Origin of the sequence: Nocardia sp. NPDC052254 (assembly GCF_040679495.1) — a bacterium.
In the GTDB taxonomy this organism is placed as follows: domain Bacteria; phylum Actinomycetota; class Actinomycetes; order Mycobacteriales; family Mycobacteriaceae; genus Nocardia.
This window is the reverse complement of the sequence record NZ_JBFAUW010000009.1, coordinates 310,888-330,388: the sequence shown is the minus strand read 5'-3', so window position 1 is coordinate 330,388 and position 19,501 is coordinate 310,888. Positions and strand designations below refer to the sequence as shown.

The 19,501-nt window shown below is 67.9% G+C and carries 16 protein-coding genes and 1 pseudogene; 5 read left to right on the top strand and 12 right to left on the bottom strand.

Annotated elements, in window-relative coordinates:
• Positions 1-69: 69 nt before the first annotated feature.
• Together pdxS and AB0L57_RS23335 are read right to left on the bottom strand one after the other, a co-directional pair.
• Positions 70-972, bottom strand: a complete 903-nt coding sequence (gene pdxS / locus AB0L57_RS23340) for a pyridoxal 5'-phosphate synthase lyase subunit PdxS (protein WP_364965778.1) — start codon at positions 970-972, stop codon at positions 70-72.
• Positions 973-1,489: 517 nt separating this feature from the next.
• The gene (locus tag AB0L57_RS23335) at positions 1,490-2,104 is read right to left on the bottom strand and encodes a TetR family transcriptional regulator (protein WP_364965775.1); all 615 of its coding nucleotides are present in this window, start codon (positions 2,102-2,104) and stop codon (positions 1,490-1,492) included.
• A gap of 191 nt (positions 2,105-2,295) precedes the next feature.
• On the opposite strand from AB0L57_RS23335, the gene AB0L57_RS23330 reads away from it, so the two are divergent.
• The 4 genes and pseudogenes from AB0L57_RS23330 (at position 2,296) to AB0L57_RS23315 (ending at position 5,092) form a co-directional block, all read left to right on the top strand.
• Positions 2,296-3,516, top strand: coding sequence for an alkane 1-monooxygenase (locus AB0L57_RS23330; protein ID WP_364965772.1), 1,221 nt, complete (start codon positions 2,296-2,298; stop codon positions 3,514-3,516).
• A pseudogene (locus AB0L57_RS23325) lies at positions 3,516-3,683 on the top strand (rubredoxin); the annotation flags it as partial. The gene AB0L57_RS23330 and the pseudogene AB0L57_RS23325, both read left to right, overlap by 1 nt.
• Complete coding sequence (locus tag AB0L57_RS23320; protein WP_364965854.1) at positions 3,684-3,866, top strand: rubredoxin; 183 nt, start codon at positions 3,684-3,686, stop codon at positions 3,864-3,866.
• A complete protein-coding gene (locus AB0L57_RS23315; protein ID WP_364965769.1) occupies positions 3,863-5,092 on the top strand; it encodes an FAD-dependent oxidoreductase in 1,230 nt (409 codons plus the stop codon). The genes AB0L57_RS23320 and AB0L57_RS23315 overlap by 4 nt, the downstream gene beginning before the upstream one ends.
• A 75-nt stretch (positions 5,093-5,167) precedes the next feature.
• Here AB0L57_RS23315 and AB0L57_RS23310 read toward each other — a convergent pair whose 3' ends face one another.
• The 9 genes from AB0L57_RS23310 to AB0L57_RS23270 form a co-directional block, all read right to left on the bottom strand.
• On the bottom strand, positions 5,168-6,211 hold the full coding sequence (locus AB0L57_RS23310; RefSeq protein ID WP_364965852.1) for an NUDIX domain-containing protein: 1,044 nt from the start codon (positions 6,209-6,211) through the stop codon (positions 5,168-5,170).
• Complete coding sequence (locus tag AB0L57_RS23305) at positions 6,211-7,335, bottom strand: glycosyltransferase family 4 protein (protein ID WP_364965766.1); 1,125 nt, start codon at positions 7,333-7,335, stop codon at positions 6,211-6,213. The genes AB0L57_RS23310 and AB0L57_RS23305 overlap by 1 nt, the downstream gene beginning before the upstream one ends.
• A complete protein-coding gene (locus AB0L57_RS23300) occupies positions 7,332-8,303 on the bottom strand; it encodes a phosphatidylinositol mannoside acyltransferase (RefSeq protein ID WP_364965763.1) in 972 nt (323 codons plus the stop codon). Before AB0L57_RS23300 ends, AB0L57_RS23305 begins: the two co-directional genes overlap by 4 nt.
• Before the next feature lie 15 nt (positions 8,304-8,318).
• A complete protein-coding gene (pgsA, locus tag AB0L57_RS23295; RefSeq protein WP_364965760.1) occupies positions 8,319-8,990 on the bottom strand; it encodes a phosphatidylinositol phosphate synthase in 672 nt (223 codons plus the stop codon).
• Between the two features lies 1 nt (position 8,991).
• On the bottom strand, positions 8,992-9,606 hold the full coding sequence (locus AB0L57_RS23290) for an HIT domain-containing protein (protein ID WP_364965757.1): 615 nt from the start codon (positions 9,604-9,606) through the stop codon (positions 8,992-8,994).
• Positions 9,603-11,675 carry a threonine--tRNA ligase gene (thrS, locus tag AB0L57_RS23285; RefSeq protein WP_364965754.1) on the bottom strand — a complete coding sequence of 691 codons (2,073 nt, stop codon included), beginning with the start codon at positions 11,673-11,675 and terminating at the stop codon, positions 9,603-9,605. Before thrS ends, AB0L57_RS23290 begins: the two co-directional genes overlap by 4 nt.
• 268 nt (positions 11,676-11,943) lie before the next feature.
• Positions 11,944-12,591 carry a (2Fe-2S)-binding protein gene (locus tag AB0L57_RS23280; protein ID WP_364965751.1) on the bottom strand — a complete coding sequence of 216 codons (648 nt, stop codon included), beginning with the start codon at positions 12,589-12,591 and terminating at the stop codon, positions 11,944-11,946.
• 213 nt (positions 12,592-12,804) lie between these two features.
• Positions 12,805-15,045 (bottom strand): bifunctional SulP family inorganic anion transporter/carbonic anhydrase, encoded by a 2,241-nt coding sequence (locus tag AB0L57_RS23275; RefSeq protein ID WP_364965748.1) that lies wholly within the window; start codon positions 15,043-15,045, stop codon positions 12,805-12,807.
• A gap of 291 nt (positions 15,046-15,336) precedes the next feature.
• Positions 15,337-17,544: a SulP family inorganic anion transporter gene (locus AB0L57_RS23270; RefSeq protein WP_364965745.1), complete on the bottom strand. Its 2,208-nt coding sequence runs from the start codon at positions 17,542-17,544 to the stop codon at positions 15,337-15,339.
• Between the two features lie 649 nt (positions 17,545-18,193).
• Here AB0L57_RS23270 and AB0L57_RS23265 point away from each other — a divergent pair.
• Entirely contained in the window at positions 18,194-19,054 is an 861-nt protein-coding gene (locus AB0L57_RS23265) for an NAD(P)-dependent oxidoreductase (RefSeq protein WP_364965742.1), read from the top strand.
• A gap of 13 nt (positions 19,055-19,067) precedes the next feature.
• Here the strand turns inward: AB0L57_RS23265 and AB0L57_RS23260 are convergent, their stop codons facing one another.
• Complete coding sequence (locus AB0L57_RS23260; RefSeq protein WP_364965739.1) at positions 19,068-19,493, bottom strand: VOC family protein; 426 nt, start codon at positions 19,491-19,493, stop codon at positions 19,068-19,070.
• Between the last annotated feature and the right edge of the window lie 8 nt (positions 19,494-19,501).

Below are 19,501 nucleotides of genomic sequence, written 5' to 3'. Positions count from 1 at the left end.
GAAAGCCGGGCCGCCCGATTCGGGCAGCCCGGCGAAAACTCCTACCGCGCAGACGTTTCCGCGCGGCGCCTACCAGCCGCGCTCGGCCAGGCGATGGGGCTCCGGGATCTCCTCGACGTTGATACCGACCATGGCCTCACCCAGACCACGCGAAACCTTCGCCAGCACATCCGGGTCGTCGTGGAAGGTGGTGGCCTTGACGATGGCGGCGGCGCGCTCGGCGGGGTTGCCGGACTTGAAGATGCCCGAGCCGACGAAGACGCCTTCGGCGCCGAGCTGCATCATCATCGCGGCATCGGCGGGGGTGGCGATGCCACCGGCGGTGAACAGCACCACCGGGAGCTTGCCGGTCTCGGCGATCTCGCGGACCAGTTCGTAGGGGGCCTGCAGCTCCTTGGCGGCGACGAACAGCTCGTCGGCGGGCAGCGACTGCAGGTGCCGGATCTCGCCGCGGATCTTGCGCATGTGAGTGGTGGCGTTGGACACGTCGCCGGTGCCGGCCTCACCCTTGGAGCGGATCATCGCCGCACCCTCGGTGATGCGGCGCAGCGCCTCACCCAGGTTGGTCGCACCGCACACGAAGGGCACGGTGAACTGCCACTTGTCGATGTGGTTGGCGTAGTCGGCCGGGGTCAGCACCTCGGACTCGTCGATGTAGTCCACACCCAGGCTCTGCAGGATCTGCGCCTCGACGAAGTGGCCGATCCGCGCCTTGGCCATGACCGGGATGGAGACGGCGTTGACGATGCCGTCGATCAGATCCGGATCGCTCATGCGGGCGACACCGCCCTGGGCGCGGATATCGGCGGGCACGCGCTCGAGTGCCATGACCGCGACCGCGCCGGCGTCCTCGGCGATCTTGGCCTGATCGGCGGTGACGACGTCCATGATCACCCCGCCCTTGAGCATCTCGGCCATACCGCGCTTCACGCGGGCGGTGCCGGTCGTCGAGGTGGTGTCGGGCGTTGTCACGGGCAAACTCCTGATTATCGGGGATTCGTTCGAGAGGCATCGCTGCGGTGCGAACCTCCACGATTCTATGCGCCCCGATCAGGCCACTTCATAGCCAGTCCGACAGCACTGGACTGGTCGGCCCGAATCCACCCGCCGACACCAGCGGTCCGTGCGCCGCTACACCGGCGCTACGGCGTCGGTGACCGGTGGCGGGAGTGGGCACGGCCGCCGCATGGTGACGCCGACCGACCGAGCCCCTTTCCCGCCGGTCAGAGCGGTCCCACGACGAACAGCTGGGCCCAGTACGTCGCTGCCTGCTCGCCGAGATACGGCACCAGGAAGTCGTACAGCAGATAGGACATGTGCATTCGACATTCACCTCCACACACCGGTTCGCCGGATTCGGTGTGCGGCAAACCGGTTCCGACCCTAACCGATGGTGAGGTAACACACAGCGCAAATCGGGCACCGATCACATCGGTCTCGCGAGGACCGCCGAAAGACCATGTCCGTCAACGCTTCCGGGTCCGGAAGCTCAGCTTCGCGACAACAGCGGATCGAACAATCCCACGGCGACGACCCGGATCTGCGCCAGCGCGGCCTCGACCGGCCCGGTGGGCTGGAACAGATGGCTCAGCGCAAGGCGCACAACGGTTTCGGTGACCGAGGCCAACTCCTCGCCGGTCACTCCGGCAAGCCCGTAGCGGTCACGGATGGCCACGCTCACCGCCTCGATCGCCCGCCCCAGCACCGGTTCCCGTTCGGTCATCAAGGCGGGCAGCAGGGCGGTGTCGGGCGCCGAGCGACCGGACAGCACGGCCTCGAGCAGCATATTGTCCGCACCGGTGCGCAGCGTGAATTCGATCGCGGCGAGCACGCCCGAGATCACATCGTCGGGATGGGCGGCCAGGTTCTCGGTGATACCCACGAGGAAGACGTCCACCTCGTTCGCGATGACGACGTCGGCGAGATCCTGTTTGGTCCCGATCTCCTTGTAGAGCACGGGCCGGCTGACTCCGACCTCCTTGGCCACCCGCGACATGTTCACCGCGCCCCACCCCTCGGCGCACACCAGGCGGCGAGCGGTCTCGATGACCCGCTCGCGCAACAGCAGGCGCATCTCGGACTGGAAGTTCGGCGCGGTAGCCATGCGTTCGATCGTACATCATCAGCCAAAACGTTCGACTATTGACAACTATCGCCTATCTGTATTCAATAGAAACACTTCGCCAAAAAGTGTAAATAGATCGAGGTGGGACGGCATCCACCCGAGATCCGAGCCCGCGCGCATCATCCGTGCCCCACCGCGCGTTCGCGCGCATCGTCGATGAGGAGAATCCGGTGACCACGTCCCGAATCGCTGAGCCGGCGGCCGCACCGCCGCAGTGGCACGACCGCAAACGTCATCTGTGGCTGTTCGGTCTCGTACCGCCGACTGCCGTTCTGCTGGCCGCGGGGCTGGTGTGGCTGTTCGACCGGCTCGGCTGGCAGCACGCGGCGCCGGTCTGGTGGTGGATCGGCCCGCTGCTGGTCTACGTGCTGCTGCCGATCCTGGACCGGTTCTTCGGACCGGACGGCCAGAATCCACCGGACGAGGCGATGGAGCAGCTCGAGAACGACCGCTACTACCGCTGGTGCGTCTACGCCTACATTCCGTTCCAGCTGATCAGCCTGGTTTTCGCCTGCTATCTGTGGTCGGCGTCGAATCTGTCGTGGCTGGGCATCGACGGCGGACTGAGCCTGGTGTCGAAGATCGGGCTGGCGCTGAGTATCGGCACCATGGGCGGCGTCGGGATCAACACCGCGCACGAACTCGGCCACAAGAAGGACGAACTGGAGCGGTGGTTGTCGAAGATCACTCTCGCCCAGACGTTCTACGGCCATTTCTACATCGAGCACAACCGCGGTCATCACGTCCGGGTGGCGACGCCGGAGGATCCGGCGAGTTCGCGCCTGGGCGAATCGTTCTGGACCTTCCTGCCGCGCAGCGTGTGGGGCAGCCTGCGCTCGTCCTGGTCACTCGAGCGGACCCGGTTGCAGCGAATGGGTAAGCGACCCTGGACCATTCACAACGACGTGCTCAACGCGTGGCTGATGTCAGTGGTGCTGTGGGGTGCGCTCGCCGCGATCTTCGGGCCCGGCATCCTGCCCTTCCTGGTCGTACAGGCGGTCTACGGATTCTCACTGCTCGAGACCGTCAACTATCTCGAGCACTACGGCCTGCTGCGGCAGCGCACCGCGGCCGGGCGCTACGAACGCTGCACCCCCGAGCACAGCTGGAACTCCGACCACATCGTCACCAACATCTTCCTCTACCACCTGCAGCGGCACAGCGACCATCACGCCAATCCCACTCGGCGCTACCAGATTCTGCGCAGTATGGACGGCGCCCCGAACCTGCCCAGTGGATACGCCAGCATGATCACCGTGGCGTATTTCCCGCCGCTGTGGCGCCGCATCATGGATCCGCGAGTGCTGGCCCACTACGACGGTGACATCACCCGCGCCAACATCGCACCCGGAAAACGCGACCGGATGCTCGCGAAGTTCGGAGCCCGCTGATGTCCCGGTTCCGCTGTCCTGTCTGCGATTTCGTCTACGACGAGGCCGATGGCGCACCGCGCGAGGGCTTTCCGGCCGGCACCGCGTGGGCCTCGATCCCCGAGGACTGGTGCTGTCCTGACTGCGGCGTCCGCGAAAAACCCGACTTCGAGCCTCTCGACCCGGCCATGACCCAACACAAACTGTTCCGTTGCGTGCAATGCGGTTTCGAATACGACGAGGCACTGGGCTGGCCCGAGGACGGCATCGCACCGGGTACCCGCTGGGACGACATCCCCGAGGACTGGTCGTGCCCCGATTGTGGTGCGGCCAAGGCCGATTTCGAGATGGTCGAGGTCAGCCGGGCATGACTGGACGCATCGTGATCGCCGGAGCCGGAGTGGCCGGTGCCACCGCGGCCCGGACCCTGCGCACCGAGGGCTACACCGGCGAGATCGTCGTCTTCGGCACCGAGGCACATCTGCCCTATCGCCGGCCGATGGTCTCCAAGGAGCTGCTGGCCGGAACCGCGAACGAACGTCGCCTGCTGCTCGAATCGGCCGATTCGTGGACCACGCTCGATGTCGAGTTGCGCTGCGCGACCGCCGTGACCGGCATCGACGTCGACGGCGACCGGGTACACGTGGCCGATGGATCCGCACTCGGCTACGACGCTCTCGTCCTCGCCACCGGAGCCCGTGCCCGGCAACTGCCCGGACCCGAGCAGGGCGCCTTCGTCCTGCGTGGTGCCGCCGATGTCGAACCGCTGCGCACGGCGATGCTCGACGGCGGTTCGATACTGATCATCGGCGGCGGTCTGGTCGGGTGCGAAGTCGCCGCGACCGCACGCGGTCTGGGTGTTCAGGTCGAGGTTGTGCACTCGGGATCGGGACCGCTGGCACGGGTGGTCGCGCCCGTCGTCGGCGAACACTGCCGAAAGCTGCACGCGGACAACGGGGTCGACATCCACGATGCGGTCGCGCTGGAACGTGTCGACAATGTGGGCAGCGGAATCCGGGCGGTCGCCGTCGACGGGCGGGAGTGGCGCGCCGCCGCCGCGCTGATCGCCATCGGCTCCGAGCCCGACACCGCACTGGCCCAGCAGGCGGGCCTGGCGGTCGGCGACGGCATCCTCGTCGACGAGTACCACACCACCTCGGCACCGAATATTTTCGCCGCCGGTGACGCGGCCGCGGTCTACGACGCCGAGCTCGGCATACACCTGCGCACCGAACAGTGGAACAGCGCGCGGGCGCACGGGATCGCGGTGGCCAATGCGGTGTTGGGGCGCGAGATTCCGCGTGCCGAGGTGAACTGGGGCTGGACCACCCAGTACGGCACCACCATCCAGTTCGCCGGCCGTCCGGACCCCGATGACGAGATCGTCGTGCGCACCGGTGACGCCCCGGAACGGTTCGTGGTGCTGAGCGTGCGCGCGGGCCGGTTGACGGCCGCCGCGGCGGTGGCGCGACCCGCGGATCTGCGCGCGGCCCGATCGCTCATCGCCGCGCGGACCGTCCACGATCGCGAGACCTGGACCGACCCCGCCGTCACACTCGCCGATCTCGCCGCCGCCGAACCGATCGCCCGGCACTGAGTTCCCGGTGCCGGCCGGACATCGCGTCCGGATCGAGCGGTACCGCGGGGCCGAATGCACCCGCCGCTCCGGTTGTCAGCGGATGGACCGCACCTCGGGCTCCGCGTCCGACCCAGCGGTGACGATCGCCTCGCCCAGCAATCCGTCCAGATGGTACGGGTAGACCTGCTCCCCCATGGTGTCCAGTTCCGCGATGTCCGACGGACGGCACCAGCGGTAGGCGCTCACGCAACGCCGCTCCCATACCGTCGGATCCGCCGGTTTCGGATCGAACCAGCGGACCCGCGCGACGAAGAACAATTCCTCGGAACGAATCAGCTCACCGTTGAACGGGAACACCGCGACGCGGCGCCAGATCGGGCCACGCAGCAGCGTGGAGTCCAGGGCGAAACCGGTCTCCTCCCACACCTCGCGCACCGCCGCGGTGCGCAGTGTCTCACCCGGTTCGATACCACCACCGACGGTGAACCAGAACGGTGAATCCGGAGTCAGCGGATCGTGGCCGCGCATCAACAGCACCCGATCCTGTTCGTCGAGCAGCACCACGCGCGCCGAGGTTCGCACGGTGTCGACCTCGAGTCCGGTGGTCGCGGCCGCCGTGACCCGCTCGGCGATCTCGAAATACGTGGGCAGCGGCGCGGTACCGCCCAGGTGCAACAGCCGCACCGGGCGCCGGGTACGCAGGGCCAGGGTGTCGCGTACGGCGTCGTTGTGGAAGCGGCGCGCGATCAGCACGCGGGCTTCGGCATCGGCGAGTTCGGCCACCAGTTGCGGACGCAACGTGGTGATGTCGACCGACGACAACGCGGCGGCGAGCTGGTTCTCCGTGGTCTCCCGGTCGCTCCAATCGGCCCGTTCGGCACGATCGGCCAGCGCGGTCAGCCGCTTGGCCTGCTCGGCGGCCGTGGACTCCGACATCGGCCCGGCCATCGAGATCGCCACCGTGCGCGCCACCACCGCGCGCCGCGCCAGCGCCGCTTCGAGGGCGTCGCGGGCCTGATCCCCGCGAACGTGCAGGCGGTCGAGCCGGTTGGCGGTGGAGTACGCCCAGACGCCGATGGCGATGATGACCGCCGCGATCAGCGCGAGGACCAGAATGGTCGTCGCGGAGAAGGTGATCATCCAGCGGTCCTCACTCGGGCGTCGCCGACGGTCACCGTCTCGTACACCCGCAGAATCTGTTCGGCCACGACCGGCCAATCATATTCGCCCACCACCTGATCGGCGATCCGAATCTGCGCCTCGCGGCGGTCGCGGTCGGTGAGCAGGACGTCGATCGCGCGGGCCAGGGCGGTCGAATCCCCCACCGGCACCAGCGATCCCGCGGTACCGTCGCGCAGCACCCGCCGGAAGGCGTCCAATTCGCTTGCCACCACCGCGGTTCCGGCCGCCATCGCCTCCACCAGCACGATGCCGAAGCTCTCCCCGCCCAGATTCGGCGCGCAGTACACATCGGCGCTGCGCATCGCCGAGGCCTTCTGCGCATCCGACACCTGCCCCAGGAACCGCAGATGTCCGGCGTGCTCGCCCGCTTCGCGGCGCAGCCGATCCTCGTCACCGCGGCCCACGATCAGGATCTCGATCTCCGGGTGCCGGGCGACCAGGCGCGGCAGCGCACCCAGCAGTACCGCCATTCCCTTGCGCGGTTCGTCGTAGCGCCCCAGGAACAACACCGTCCCGCCGGAACGCGGATAGCCTTCCAGCAGTGGCGCATTGGCGAAAGCCCGCACGTCGACGCCGTTCGGGATCTCGACCGCATCGCTGCCCAGCGCCTCCACCTGCCAGCGCCGCGCCAGCTCCGACACCGCGATCCGGCCGCTGATCTTCTCGTGATACGGCCGCAGCACCCCTTGGAAGGTGGCCAGCACCAGCGACCGCGTGGTCGAGGTGTGGAAGGTCGCCACGATGGGCCCCTCGGCGACCTTCAGCGCCAGCATCGAGATACTCGGGGCATTGGGTTCGTGAACGTGCAGGACATCGAAGTCGCTGTCGGCGATCCAGCGCCGCAGCCGGCTGTAGGCGGTCGGGCCGAACGACAGCCGCGCCACCGACCCGTTGTACGGAATCGCCACGGCCTTACCGGCCGAGACCACGAATTCCGGCAGTTCGACGTCGTCGGAGGAGGGGGCGAGCACGCTGACCCGATGGCCGCGCTCGATCAGCACCTGCGCCAACTCGACGACATGCGACTGCACGCCACCCGGAACGTCGAACGAATACGGGCAGACCATGCCGATTCTCATGAGGCGGCGCCTCGCTCGGCCTGAGCCCGGGCGATGCGTTCGCGGCGCTGCTCGGACAGATCGCCCTCCCACAGTGGCTGCAACATATGCCAATCCGCGGGATGCTCGGCGATATTCGCGGCGAATCGGTCCGCCAGGCGCTGGGTGGCCGCCGCCACCCCATCCGAGATATCCACGGGTGCTTCGGTTTTCAGGCCCCAGCCCTCCCGGCCCTGATCATCGACGGTGAACCAGGCGTGCACGGGCAGAATCGCCGCGCCGGTCTCGGCGGCCAGCTTCGCCGCGCCCGCCGGCATCCAGGTCCGTTCGCCGAAGAACTCCACCGGCACCCCCCTACCGGTCAGATCACGCTCGCCCAGCAGGCAGACCACCCGATTGCGGCGCAACCGCTCGGCCAGCTGCCCGAACGGCGGCTGTTCACCTCCGGTCAGCGGGAACACCTCGAATCCGAGGCTCTCCCGGTAGGCGAGGAATCGCTCGAACAGAGATTCCGGTCGCAGCCGTTCCTGGACGGTCGTGAATCCGCCGTAGTTCTGGACCAGCCACATACCGGCCATATCCCAGTTCCCGGAATGCGGAAGCACGAACACCGCACCCCGCCCGCGCTCCAGCGCCGCGTCGAGGTGTTCGATCCCGTGCGGTGGTGGCATCAGCGGTGAGCCGGCCAGGGCCGCGTGGTCCAGGGTCGGCAGCCGGAACGCCTCGCGCCAATACCGGGCATAGGAGCGCATCGACGCGGCGATCAGCTCATCGGGCACCTCGTGCGGATCCACTCCGATCACGCGGGACAGATTGCGGCGCAGCTGATTCGGTTGCCCGCCCCGGCGCATCGCCCGGTTGGCGCGGCGGGCCGCCCAGTCACCCCCGAAGTCGAAACACCGGCGCGCGGTCGCCTCGGGCAGCCCGCGCACGAGCCGCCAGCCCGCCGCGTACGCCTTGTCGGTCAGTGCCGCGCTGATCTGCGTCACGCCCGGATACCTTCCTCACTGTGCCGTATCGGGTGTGGCCTTGTTCGCCGGTGCGAGGACATCGCGGGCTCCGGCCGAATTACGCACCGCCAGCACGCGCTGGAAAACGGTGACGATGCTGAGCACCGCCAGGATGTACATCGCGACATGGACCGCGTAGGTGAGCCACTCGATGCCGAAATAGCCGCCGATACCGGTGAATCCGGCGCCGACCAGCACGATCACCAGCCGGTCCGGGCGCTCGATGAGACCACCGTCGGCCGACAGTCCGCTGGCCTCGGCGCGGGCCTTGGCATAGGAGATCACCTGCGAGGTCACCAGGACGACCAGCGTCGCCACGAACAGCTGCCTGCTGTGCTCGTGGTACACCGACCACCACGCCAGCGCACCGAAGATCGCGCCGTCGGCGACCCGGTCGCAGGTGGCGTCGAGGACCGCGCCGTATTTCGTGCCACCGCCGCGGGCGCGCGCCATCGCCCCGTCGAGCATGTCGAACATGACGAAGAGCCAGATCACCATCGTTCCCCAGAACAGGTGATCGGTCGGGAACAGCGTCACCGCGGCGACGATGGACGCGGTGGTGCCGATCAACGTCATCGCATCGGGGGTGAGCCCGGTACGCACGAGTGCCCTGCCCAGCGGCGCGGTCGCCTTGGCGAACGTCTCCCGACCGAAGAAGCTCAGCACGCTACTCGACTTCCTTCGCCTCGTGCCATGCCCCGGCCAGCAGGGCCCGCGTTTCCCGCAGCAACTGCGGCATCACCTTCACGCCACCGACGACGGTGATGAAATTCGCGTCCCCACCCCAGCGGGGAACGATGTGCTGATGCAGGTGGTCGGCCAGCGACCCGCCGGCCACGCCGCCCAGGTTGAGCCCCACGTTGAAGCCCTCGGGCCGCGACACCTGCTTCATCACCCGGATCGCGCGCTGGGTGAAAGCCATCAGCTCGGCGCTCTCCTCGGCAGTGAGATCCTCCAGGTTGGCCACCCGGCGATACGGCACCACCATCATGTGCCCGGGGTTGTAGGGGTAGAGATTCAGCACCGCGAAAACCCATTCGCCGCGCGCGATCACCAGGCCGTCCTCGTCGGACATCTTCGGGATCTCGGTGAACGGATGCTTCAGGCCCGCCGAGCTCTTCTCCTCGGCGGCGCTGTCGCGATCGGCGACCGCACCGGTGATGTAGGACATGCGGTACGGGGTCCACAACCGCTGCAACCGGTCCGGATCCCCCGCCCCGGTATCGACGATCCGACCCGGGTCATGTTGTGTCACAGCCTCTTCCACCATGCCTTCACTCATGCCCCACCAGTCCGGACCTCGAACCCTTCCGCGGTCGGCGAGGCGTTGTCGCGCCGGGAGATCCAGTCGGTCACGGTGGCCACCGCATCGGCCACCGGCACGCCGTTGACCTGGGTACCGTCACGGAACCGGAAACTCACCGCGCCCGCGTTCACATCACGCTCACCGGCCAGCAGCATGAACGGCACCTTCTGCGCGGTGTGATTGAAGATCTTCTTCTGCATCCGGTCGTCACTGCGGTCGACCTCGGCGCGGACACCGTGGGCCCGCAACTGCGCGATCACCCCGTCCAGGTGTTCGGCGAAGGCGTCGGCGACCGGGATACCCACCACCTGCACCGGCGCCAGCCAGGCCGGGAATGCGCCCGCGTAGTGCTCGGTGAGGACGCCGAAGAAACGCTCGATCGAGCCGAACAGGGCGCGGTGGATCATCACCGGCCGCTTCTTGGTGCCGTCGGAGGAGGTGTATTCCAGCTCGAACAGTTCCGGCAGGAAGAAGTCGAGCTGAATGGTCGACATCTGCCAGGTACGACCCAGCGCATCCTTGACCTGCACCGAGATCTTCGGTCCGTAGAACGCGGCGCCACCCGGATCCGGAACCAGCTCCAGACCGGAATCGGTGGCCACCCGGCGCAGAGTCTCGGTGGCCTCCTCCCACACCTCGTCGGAGCCGACGAACTTCTCCGGGTCCTTGGTCGACAGCTCCAGGTAGAAGTCGTCGAGGCCGTAGTCCTTCAGCAGGTCGAGCACGAATTCGAGGGTGGTGGTGAGCTCCTCGACCACCTGCTCCTGCGCGGCGTAGATGTGCGCGTCGTCCTGGGTGAAGCCACGCGCGCGGGTGAGCCCGTGCACGACACCGGACTTCTCGTACCGGTAGACCGAGCCGAATTCGAACAGCCGCAGCGGCAACTCCCGATACGACCGGCCGCGGGACCGGAAGATCAGATTGTGCATCGGGCAGTTCATCGGCTTGACGTAGTAGTCCTGGCCGGGCTTGCGGACGGTGCCGTCCTCGTTGTACTCCGCGTCCAGGTGCATGGGCGGGAACATGCCGTCGGCGTACCACTCCAGGTGCTTGGAGACCTCGAACAGGTGCCCCTTGGTGACGTGCGGGGTGTTGACGAATTCGTAGCCCGCGGCGACGTGGCGCTGGCGCGAGTAGTCCTCCATCTCCTTGCGGATGATGCCGCCCTTGGGATGGAAGACCGGCAGGCCCGAGCCCAGTTCATCCGGGAAGGAGAACAGGTCCAGCTCCGCGCCGAGCTTGCGGTGGTCGCGCTTCTCGGCCTCGGCGAGCCGGGTCAGGTACTCGTCCTGCGCCTCGGTCGATTCCCAGGCGGTGCCGTAGACGCGCTGCAGGTCCTCGCGCGACTGGTCACCGCGCCAGTACGCCGCCGAGGAGCGGGTGAGCTTGAACGCGGGAATGAACTTGGTGGTGGGGATGTGCGGGCCCCGGCACAGATCGCCCCAGACCTTCTCACCCGAGCGCGGATCGAGGTTGTCGTAGATGGTCAGTTCATTCGGTGCGATGTCACTGCCGCCGACCTCCATCACCTCGGGGTCGTCGATGCCGGATTTGTCATTGATCAGTTCGAGTTTGAACGGCTCTTTCGCCAGCTCCACCCGGGCGTCATCGACCTCGACCACCCGGCGCGAGAACCGTTGCGCGCCCTTGACGATCTTCTTCATCCGGGACTCGAGCTTGGTCAGATCCTCGGGAGTGAAGGGCCGGTCGACCTGGAAGTCGTAGTAGAAGCCGTCCTTGATCGGCGGGCCGATGCCCAGCTTGGCCTCGGGGAACTCCTGCTGCACGGCCTGGGCCAGCACATGGGCGGCCGAGTGGCGGATGACGCTGCGGCCGTCCTCGGAGTCGGCGCCGACGGCCTCGACCTCCACATCGGTCTCCGGGGTCCACGACAGGTCCTTGAGGTTGCCCTCGGCGTCGCGTACCACGACGACGGTCTCCGGCCCCTTGGTCGGCAGGCCCGCTTCGCGCACCGCGGCACCCGCCGTCGTCCCGGCCGGCACCCGGACGTGGGCGGCAGGGTTATTGCGGGCTGAGGTGGTCACGGCTGCGCTCTCCTTGGCAGTATCGGTCAAAGCAGGTCATCTTCGCCGTGGACGGTCGCCCGCGGCGTCGTGGTGCGGGTGGGTACCCGCGAGGTGCGGGACGGGCCCGCGGTACCGGAGCAGAACTCCGGGCCGGTCGAGCAACTCCGACCGGCGCGACCAATGCTATCGGGACAGTACCGCCGGTGCGCCGATGGACCGGCCGCAACGGCTCGCGGCCCACCCGATCGGCCCGGTCACCGGCGACCCGGCAGCGACCGCGCCGTGTTCACCCGCGGTGTGCGAGGTCGGCCAGCAGCTGCGCACGCTCGGCGGCCGGGCGTTTCGGGCAACTGGTGCACATCTGACATCCAGGGACCTCGTAGACCAGGCAACACGAGATCCGCCGCACGAATGTCCGGGATTCCACGTCGATGAATCGCGGCGCCGGGAGCCGGTCCCCGATCTCGGTGGCCAGCCGCGCACCGGCGTCGGGATCGCCCGCGTCGATGGCCCGGTTCCCGATCGCGTCCGCGACGACCGCCCACAGCGCGGCCTGCCCGGCACCGGTCGCGGCGGCCAGTACCGGGACGATCCGGCGCAGCGTGTCACCCAGTGCGGCCCCCGCGTCGGTATCCGGTCCGCAAGCCGGTGCGACGATGCGCTCGATCCCGCCGTCCGGGCGCATCTCACAGCGCACCCGTTCCAGCGTCGAATCCGGAACGGGCGTCCCCGCGGCGTATGCCTCGATGATCGGATCGACCAGCGCCGAGGCCGCCATACACCACCACAGCGTGCCCGAGACGCGGGAAACGCCTGTGCCCCAGGAGATTCCCATATCGGCGACCCGCTCCGCGAGCCAGACCGGCTCGGTGAGATTCGTCCCGGCCACCCGGGCCGGGACACCGGGGGCCAACGGCTGTGCGGCCATCTTCATCCGACTCCGATCCACGTCGATTCAGCGAATGCACCACCTCCACCATGACACGACCGGATTCCCCGGATCGATCGTGCGCCGTGGTGCGCGGACCAGCGTATCGGCGCCGACGCCGGGACCGGCCAGGCGCGCCGGTACCGCACGTCCGGTCCGAACGCGGCGAATGCGCGAGTTCGGCTGTCGGGCTGCCGAACTCGCGCATTCTCACCAGGATCACGCGTGGGTCGCGCTCCCGGTGGGTATTCCGGGCCGCTCGGCGTCGGTGATCTCGGCGATGCCGCTCTCCGTGACCTCGAGTACCCGGGCGGTGCCGATGTCGAAGAACAGGCCCGACACCGCGACACCACGTTCGGCGACCGCACGCGACACCACGGGGTGATCGCGCAGCGTCTCGACCTGCACCGCGATATTGACCATGCTCAGCTGATCGGCGGGACCGTAGCCGGCGGCGGCCGCCGCCTCGGCGACCGGATGTCCGGCACGGAACCGCGTCAGGGCCTGTTCGGCGTGCGAGAGCCAGTTGTCGATATCGGGACCGGCGGAGGCATCCGACAGCAGGGCCTTCATCGCACCGCATCCGGAATGCCCGCACACGACCACATTGCGCACCGACAGGTTGCCCAGCGCGAAGGCCAGCGCCGCGTCCACCGACACATCCGTACCCCGGCGAGGCACCAGATTGCCGATATTGCGGATGGTGAACAGGTCACCGGGACCGCTGTTGGTGATCACATTCGGCACGATCCGCGAATCGGCACAGGTCAGGAAGAACGAATCCGGATCCTGTCCGTCGCGCAGTTCGTCCAGATGCGGGCGCATCACATGGGCGTGACTGCGGTGATAGGCCGCCACTCCGGCGGCGACGGGGTTACCCCCGTCGGACCGCCACGGCCCCAGGACATCGTCCAGCAGCCCGCGCGCCCGCCCGCGGCGCGGCGGACGCTCGGCGGCGTCGGCCATGCGCGCCGTGCCGATCTCGACGAATTCGACGGTGCCTCCGGTGCTTTCGTGCTGCCGCGCCCAGGAGTGGATGGCGTCGTAGGCGGCATGGTCGAGGAAGTCGACCGTCAGCTCGACCATCACCTCGGCCCCGTCCGGCACCTTGGCCAGCTGCCCGGTGAGCTTCGGCAGGGCCAGGAATGTGCAGGTGCCATCCACACTCACCAGCCACCGCTCGGTTCCGGCGACCGGACCGGCCTCGACCGAGACCCGCACCACCCGCCACAGCAGCAGCGCGAAGGCGACGATCAGGCCGATCAGCACTCCCTCGAGCAGGTTCAAGAAGACCACCGCGGCGATGGTCACGGCGTAGATCACCAGTTCGCCGGTGCGGTGCGCGATCTTGATGTGCGCCAGCTTCACCAGCTGGATGCCGATCATCACCAGCAGCCCGGCCAGCGCCGATTTCGGGATCTGCTCGACCACGCTCACGAGGGCCACCGAGAACAGCAGCACCCAGACTCCGTGCAGCAGCGCCGAGGCCCGGCTACGCGCGCCGGCGGTCACGTTGGTCGCGCTGCGCACGATCACGCCGGTCACCGGCAGGCCGCCGATCATGCCCGAGGTGACGTTCGCCGCACCCTGCGCCATGAGCTCGCGGTCGAAGTTCGTGCGCGCCCCGGTGTGCATCTTGTCGACGGCGACGGCGGACAGCAGGCTCTCCACGCTCGCGATCAGGGCCACGGTCAGTACGGCGAGCGCGATGCCGCTCCAGTCCCCGCTGGGCATGTTCGGCAGGCCGATGGCGTCGAACAGCGAACCGCTCATGGTGATGCGCGCGGGGTCACCCGGCAGTACCAGCGACAGCGCGGTGGCGATCACGATCGCGACCAGCGGCCCCGGCACGACCCGGATCTTGGCCGGCACATAACGCCAGCCGAGCATGATCGCGATGACCAGCCCGCCGATCAGAACGTCGATACCGCTCAGATGCAGGAGCTGGTTCGGCAGTTCGGTGACGTTCTCCCACGCCGAACTCTGCGACGAGCCGCCGAGCAGGACGTGCACCTGCTGCAGGGCGATGGTGATACCGATTCCCGCGAGCATGGCGTGCACCACGACCGGCGCGATGGCGAGGGCCGCGCGGGCGATACGGCTCAGGCCGAAGACAATTTGCAGGACACCGGCACAGACTGTGATGAAACAGGTTGTCTTCCAGCCGAATTGCGTGATGGTCTCGGCCATCACCACGGTCAGGCCGGCTGCCGGTCCGCTGACCTGCAGGACGGAACCCCCCAGCGCCCCCACCACGATGCCACCGACGGCGGCGGCGATGAGTCCGGCGGCCACGGGCGCGCCGGTGGCGACCGCGATGCCGATCGACAGCGGCAGCGCGACGAGGAAGACGACAACGGACGCGGGTAGATCATGCCGGAGGATCGAGTTCATCCGATCCGACCAACCGGCCCCTGGCGGGGCAGACGGTCTGGGCGTCGAGACGGTGTCGGTGGACATATTGCTCCTTCACCGGCACCGCGGCGGCGGCCCGGTCGGTCGAACATGTTCTCCAGGCATCGAATTCAGCCGCCGGACTTCTTTGTCCCGCAGCCAGCCAGAAGCGAGGGCAACCCTAATAGTAAAGACTAAGCAAAGCCTTAGAAAAGGATCTTTAGCCTGGGACACTATTCGAATCCGATGTGACCACCGTCACCATTTTCTGCCTCGACCTGCATCGACGCCGATCCGACGTCGATTCACCTCCTTCGATCCACGTGCGAGATTTCCAGCGCTGGGAAAGTCACGACCTCATACCGGCACCATGACCGGCGGGCGCACCTCGTCGAACTCGCCGATCCCGTCGTCGGTGATGCGCAGAACGCGCGCGGTCGCGATATCGAAGAACAGGCCCGACACCACCACGCCTCGTTCCTCGATACCCCGCGCCACGGTCGGGTGCACCGACAATGCCCGGACCTGCACCGCGACATTGACCATGCCCAGCTGATCGACCTCACCGAAGCCCGCGGCCGCGGCGGCCGCCGCCACCGGATGTCCGGCCCGGAACTGCTCGAGTGCGGGCCGGCCGTGCGCGAGCCAATCGTCGAGTCCGGATCCGGTGTGCACGCCCGAGCACAGCGCATCCATGGCGCCACAGCCGGAATGGCCGCAGACGACGATCGAGCGGACATCGAGTTTGTCCAGTGCGTAGATCAGCGCCGCTTCCACCGAGGTGTCACGACCGTCGGCGGGAATCAGGTTGCCGATATTGCGCACGGTGAACAGATCACCCGGGCCGCTGTTGGTGATCACATTCGGCACGATCCGCGAATCGGCGCAGGTCAGGAAGAACGAATCCGGGTCCTGAGCATGCCGCAGCTCGTCCAGATGTGGCCGCATCATGTGCGCGTGACCGCGGTGATATGCCTCGATACCCGCCGCGATTCGATCGGTGCGAGCGGTGCGCCGCCACGGTCCGAGCACGTCGTCGAGCAAGCCGCGAGCGTGCTTGCGCGCGGGCGGACCGGCGGTGAGGTCCGCGATGCGCACGGTTCCCAGCTCGACGAATTGCACGGTGCCACCCAGGCTTTCGTGCCGCCGCGCCCATTCGTGCAGGGTGTCCGACGCGGCGTGGTCGATGAAGTCCACCGTCATCTCGACCGTGACGGGCACCCCGGTGGGCACCTTGGCCAGCTGGGCGGTGAGCCGGGGCAGCGCGAGGAAGGTGGCCGATCCGTCCACCGTCACCAGCCACCGCCTGCCGTCACCGACCGGCGCCGCCACGATCACGACCCGCACCACCCGCCACATCAGCAGCCCGAACGAGAGCGCCAGCCCGATCAGCATACCCAGCAGCAGATTGGCGAACACGACCACGAGAACCGTTGCGGCATAGACGATCAGGTCTCCGGTACGGCGCGCGAGGCGGATGTGGGCCAGCTTCACCAGGCCGATGCCGATGACGATCAGCAGCCCCGCCAGCGCCGCCTTCGGGATCTGACGCACCACCTCCACCAGTGCCACCGAGAACACCAGCACCCACACACCGCTGAGCATGGTGCTGGCCTTGGTGCGAGCACCGGCCTTGGCGTTGGTGATACTGCGGACGATGACCGCCGCGACCGGCAGACCGCCCAGCATGCCGGACGTCATGTTCGCGATGCCCTGGCCGAGCAGTTCGCGATCCAGATCGGTGCGATATTCCGGCCGCAGCCGATCCACGGCGACCGCGGACAGCAACGTCTCGACGCTGGCGATCAGCGCGATCGTGATCGCGGCCAGCACGACCGCACCCCAATTTCCGTGCGGCAGTTGCGGTAGCGACATCGCGTCGAACAGCGAGCCCTGCAGCGTGATGCGCTCGACACTGGTCGGCACGATCATCGCCAGCACCGTCGCGACCACGACGGCGGCCAGTGGTGCGGGCACGGCCCGGATCCGTCCCGGCAGATGACGCCAGCCCAGCATGATGGCGATCACCACCGCACCCACCAGCGCGTCACCGCCGTGACTCACGGTGAGCTGATGCGGTAGTTGCACGATGCTCTGCCATGAGGAACTCAGCGTCTGCCCGCCCAGCAGGACGTGCAACTGCTGCAACGCGATGACCACGCCGATTCCGGCCAGCATCGCGTGGACGACCACCGGCGCGATGGCCAGCGCGGCGCGCGCGATGCGACTGAGCCCGAACAGCACCTGCAGGGCACCGGCCAGCACGGTGATGCAACATGTTGTGGGCCAGCCGAATTGGTGGATGGACTCGGCGACCACCACGGTCAAGCTGGCGGTGGGGCCACTGACCTGCAGGACCGAGCCACCACACAGCCCGGCGACCAGACCACCGACCACGGCGGCGATCAAGCCGGCGGCGACCGGCGCGCCCATGGCGACGGCCACCCCGATGGACAGGGGCAGGGCGACGAGGAAAACCACCACGGAGGCGGGTAGATCGTGTCGTAGCAGAACCGAGAGCCCCCGGGACGACGTCCGTCGGGCCGGGTCGGTGTCGGTGGACATATTTCTCCTTCGCCGAATCCTGCCTGGATCCGGTTCATCGGTGGAACATGTACTGGCATCGAGAGCGGGCTAGTGCGTTACGGCCGAGATACATTGCGACTGTGGTCCATCCGGACACGCGAGCTCGCAGCAACGCATCGTGGTCAATAGTAAAGATAACGCAAAGCTGTTGGAAAGCGTTTCCAGGAGAAAAGTTGGCGCCGGTATCTAATTGTGATTTATGTCACATCAACGAGAGGGCGGGTATCAACATGGAACTCCGCTCCGCCGGGACGCGTGAGCCGAAAAGCGATGCGACAGAACCTGTCTCCGCGAACCCTTCGCGATATTACCGCATCCTTCGTACTGGTCATTTGTACGACTTATCTATCACCGGACCGCACCGAGCTGGATCGCACGCGGTCACGCACTGTCGACGGCCACCGCGAGACTCGCTGCGAAAGGGACCGGAACCACAGGTCTCGGGGCGGTGGAGACACTGTCGGGCAACAGTTTTCACTCACCCACCCACGATCGCCGTTGTCGCGCGGCACGTGCCCGCCGCCTCGACTCGCCCCCGGGCAGCACGCGACCGCACGCGGTGCGGGACAGTGGAGCGAGCGGCTCGCCGCTCAGGTGCGCCGGGCGAATTCGAGACGAGGAGGCAGCGGTGCACATCTGCGTACTGGGTATGGGACAGATGGGCCGGGCGCTGGCCGGACGGCTACTCGACGGCGGGCACCGGGTCACGGTGTGGAACCGGACGAAAGGCCGAGTGGGAGAACTCGAATCGGCCGGGGCGGTGGAGGCCGCGACCGTCGCCGACGCGGTGTGCGGTGCCGACACGGTGCTGACGATGCTGGCCGACGATATCGCGGTCACCTCGGTGGCGTTCGGGGAGCTGCGCTCCGCGATCGCGGCGGACACGCCCTATCTCGACTGCTCGACGGTCTCCCCCGCGCTCGGCGCCGCTCTCGCCGACGCATTCGGCACCCGATTCCTGTCCCTGCCGATCATCGGCGCACCGGCCGCCGTCGCGTCGGGAAACGCGATTCTGCTCGCCGGCGGCGAGGCCGAGCTGATCGATCGGCTCACACCCCTGCTCGGCGATCTGTCCGGCCGGATCCGCCGCTACGACTCGGCCGCGCTCGCCCTCACCGCCAAGGTCACCACGAACTTCCTGCTGCTGTCCGGGGTCGTGGCCCTCGCCGAGGCCTTCGCCGTCGGCCGTTCCGGTGGCCTCGGTGACGAACAGTTGCGCGAACTACTCGGCGAGGCTCCGGTCGTGGCCCCCGCACTGGCCAACCGGTTCGATGCCGTGCTCGCCGCCTCCCCGCAGGGATGGTGGACCACCGTCCTGGGTGCCAAGGACGCCGGGCTGGCACTCGACATCGCCGCCACGGCCGAGGTCGAGCTGCCGGTCGCGCAGGTCGTCCGAGACCGGTACGACACCGCCGCCGGCCGGGATCCGGGCGCCGACATCTCGGCGGTGGCCGCGCTCTACCGCGACCGGCCGGACCGGAGGTTCTGAGGACCGGGCGTGGTCACTGCCGGGCGAAGGACACGACCTCCCACAGATGACCATCGGGATCGGCGAAGTAGCCGGCGTGAATTCCCCACGGCCGCGAGCGCGGTGGTTGCAGCACGGTCGCGCCGGCCTCGCGGGCGAGGTCCAGTACCCGGCCGACCTCCTCGTCGCTGTCGACGAACCAGCCCAGGCTCATCGCCGAACCCGATATCCGTTCGAGCGGGACACCGGCGTCGCGAGCCAGGTCCTCGCGGCCGTACAGCGACAGCATCACACCGTTGTCCATGGTGAACATCGCCACCGCACCGCCCGGATTCTCCGCGTCCGGCTGGAATTCGGTGCCGATCACTCCCGGTGAGGACAGCCCCAGCGCGCGGTAGAACCGCAGGGACAGCTCCAGATCACGCACTGCCAGGGTGATCGCGTGGACTCGGGCCTGCACTCGGAACC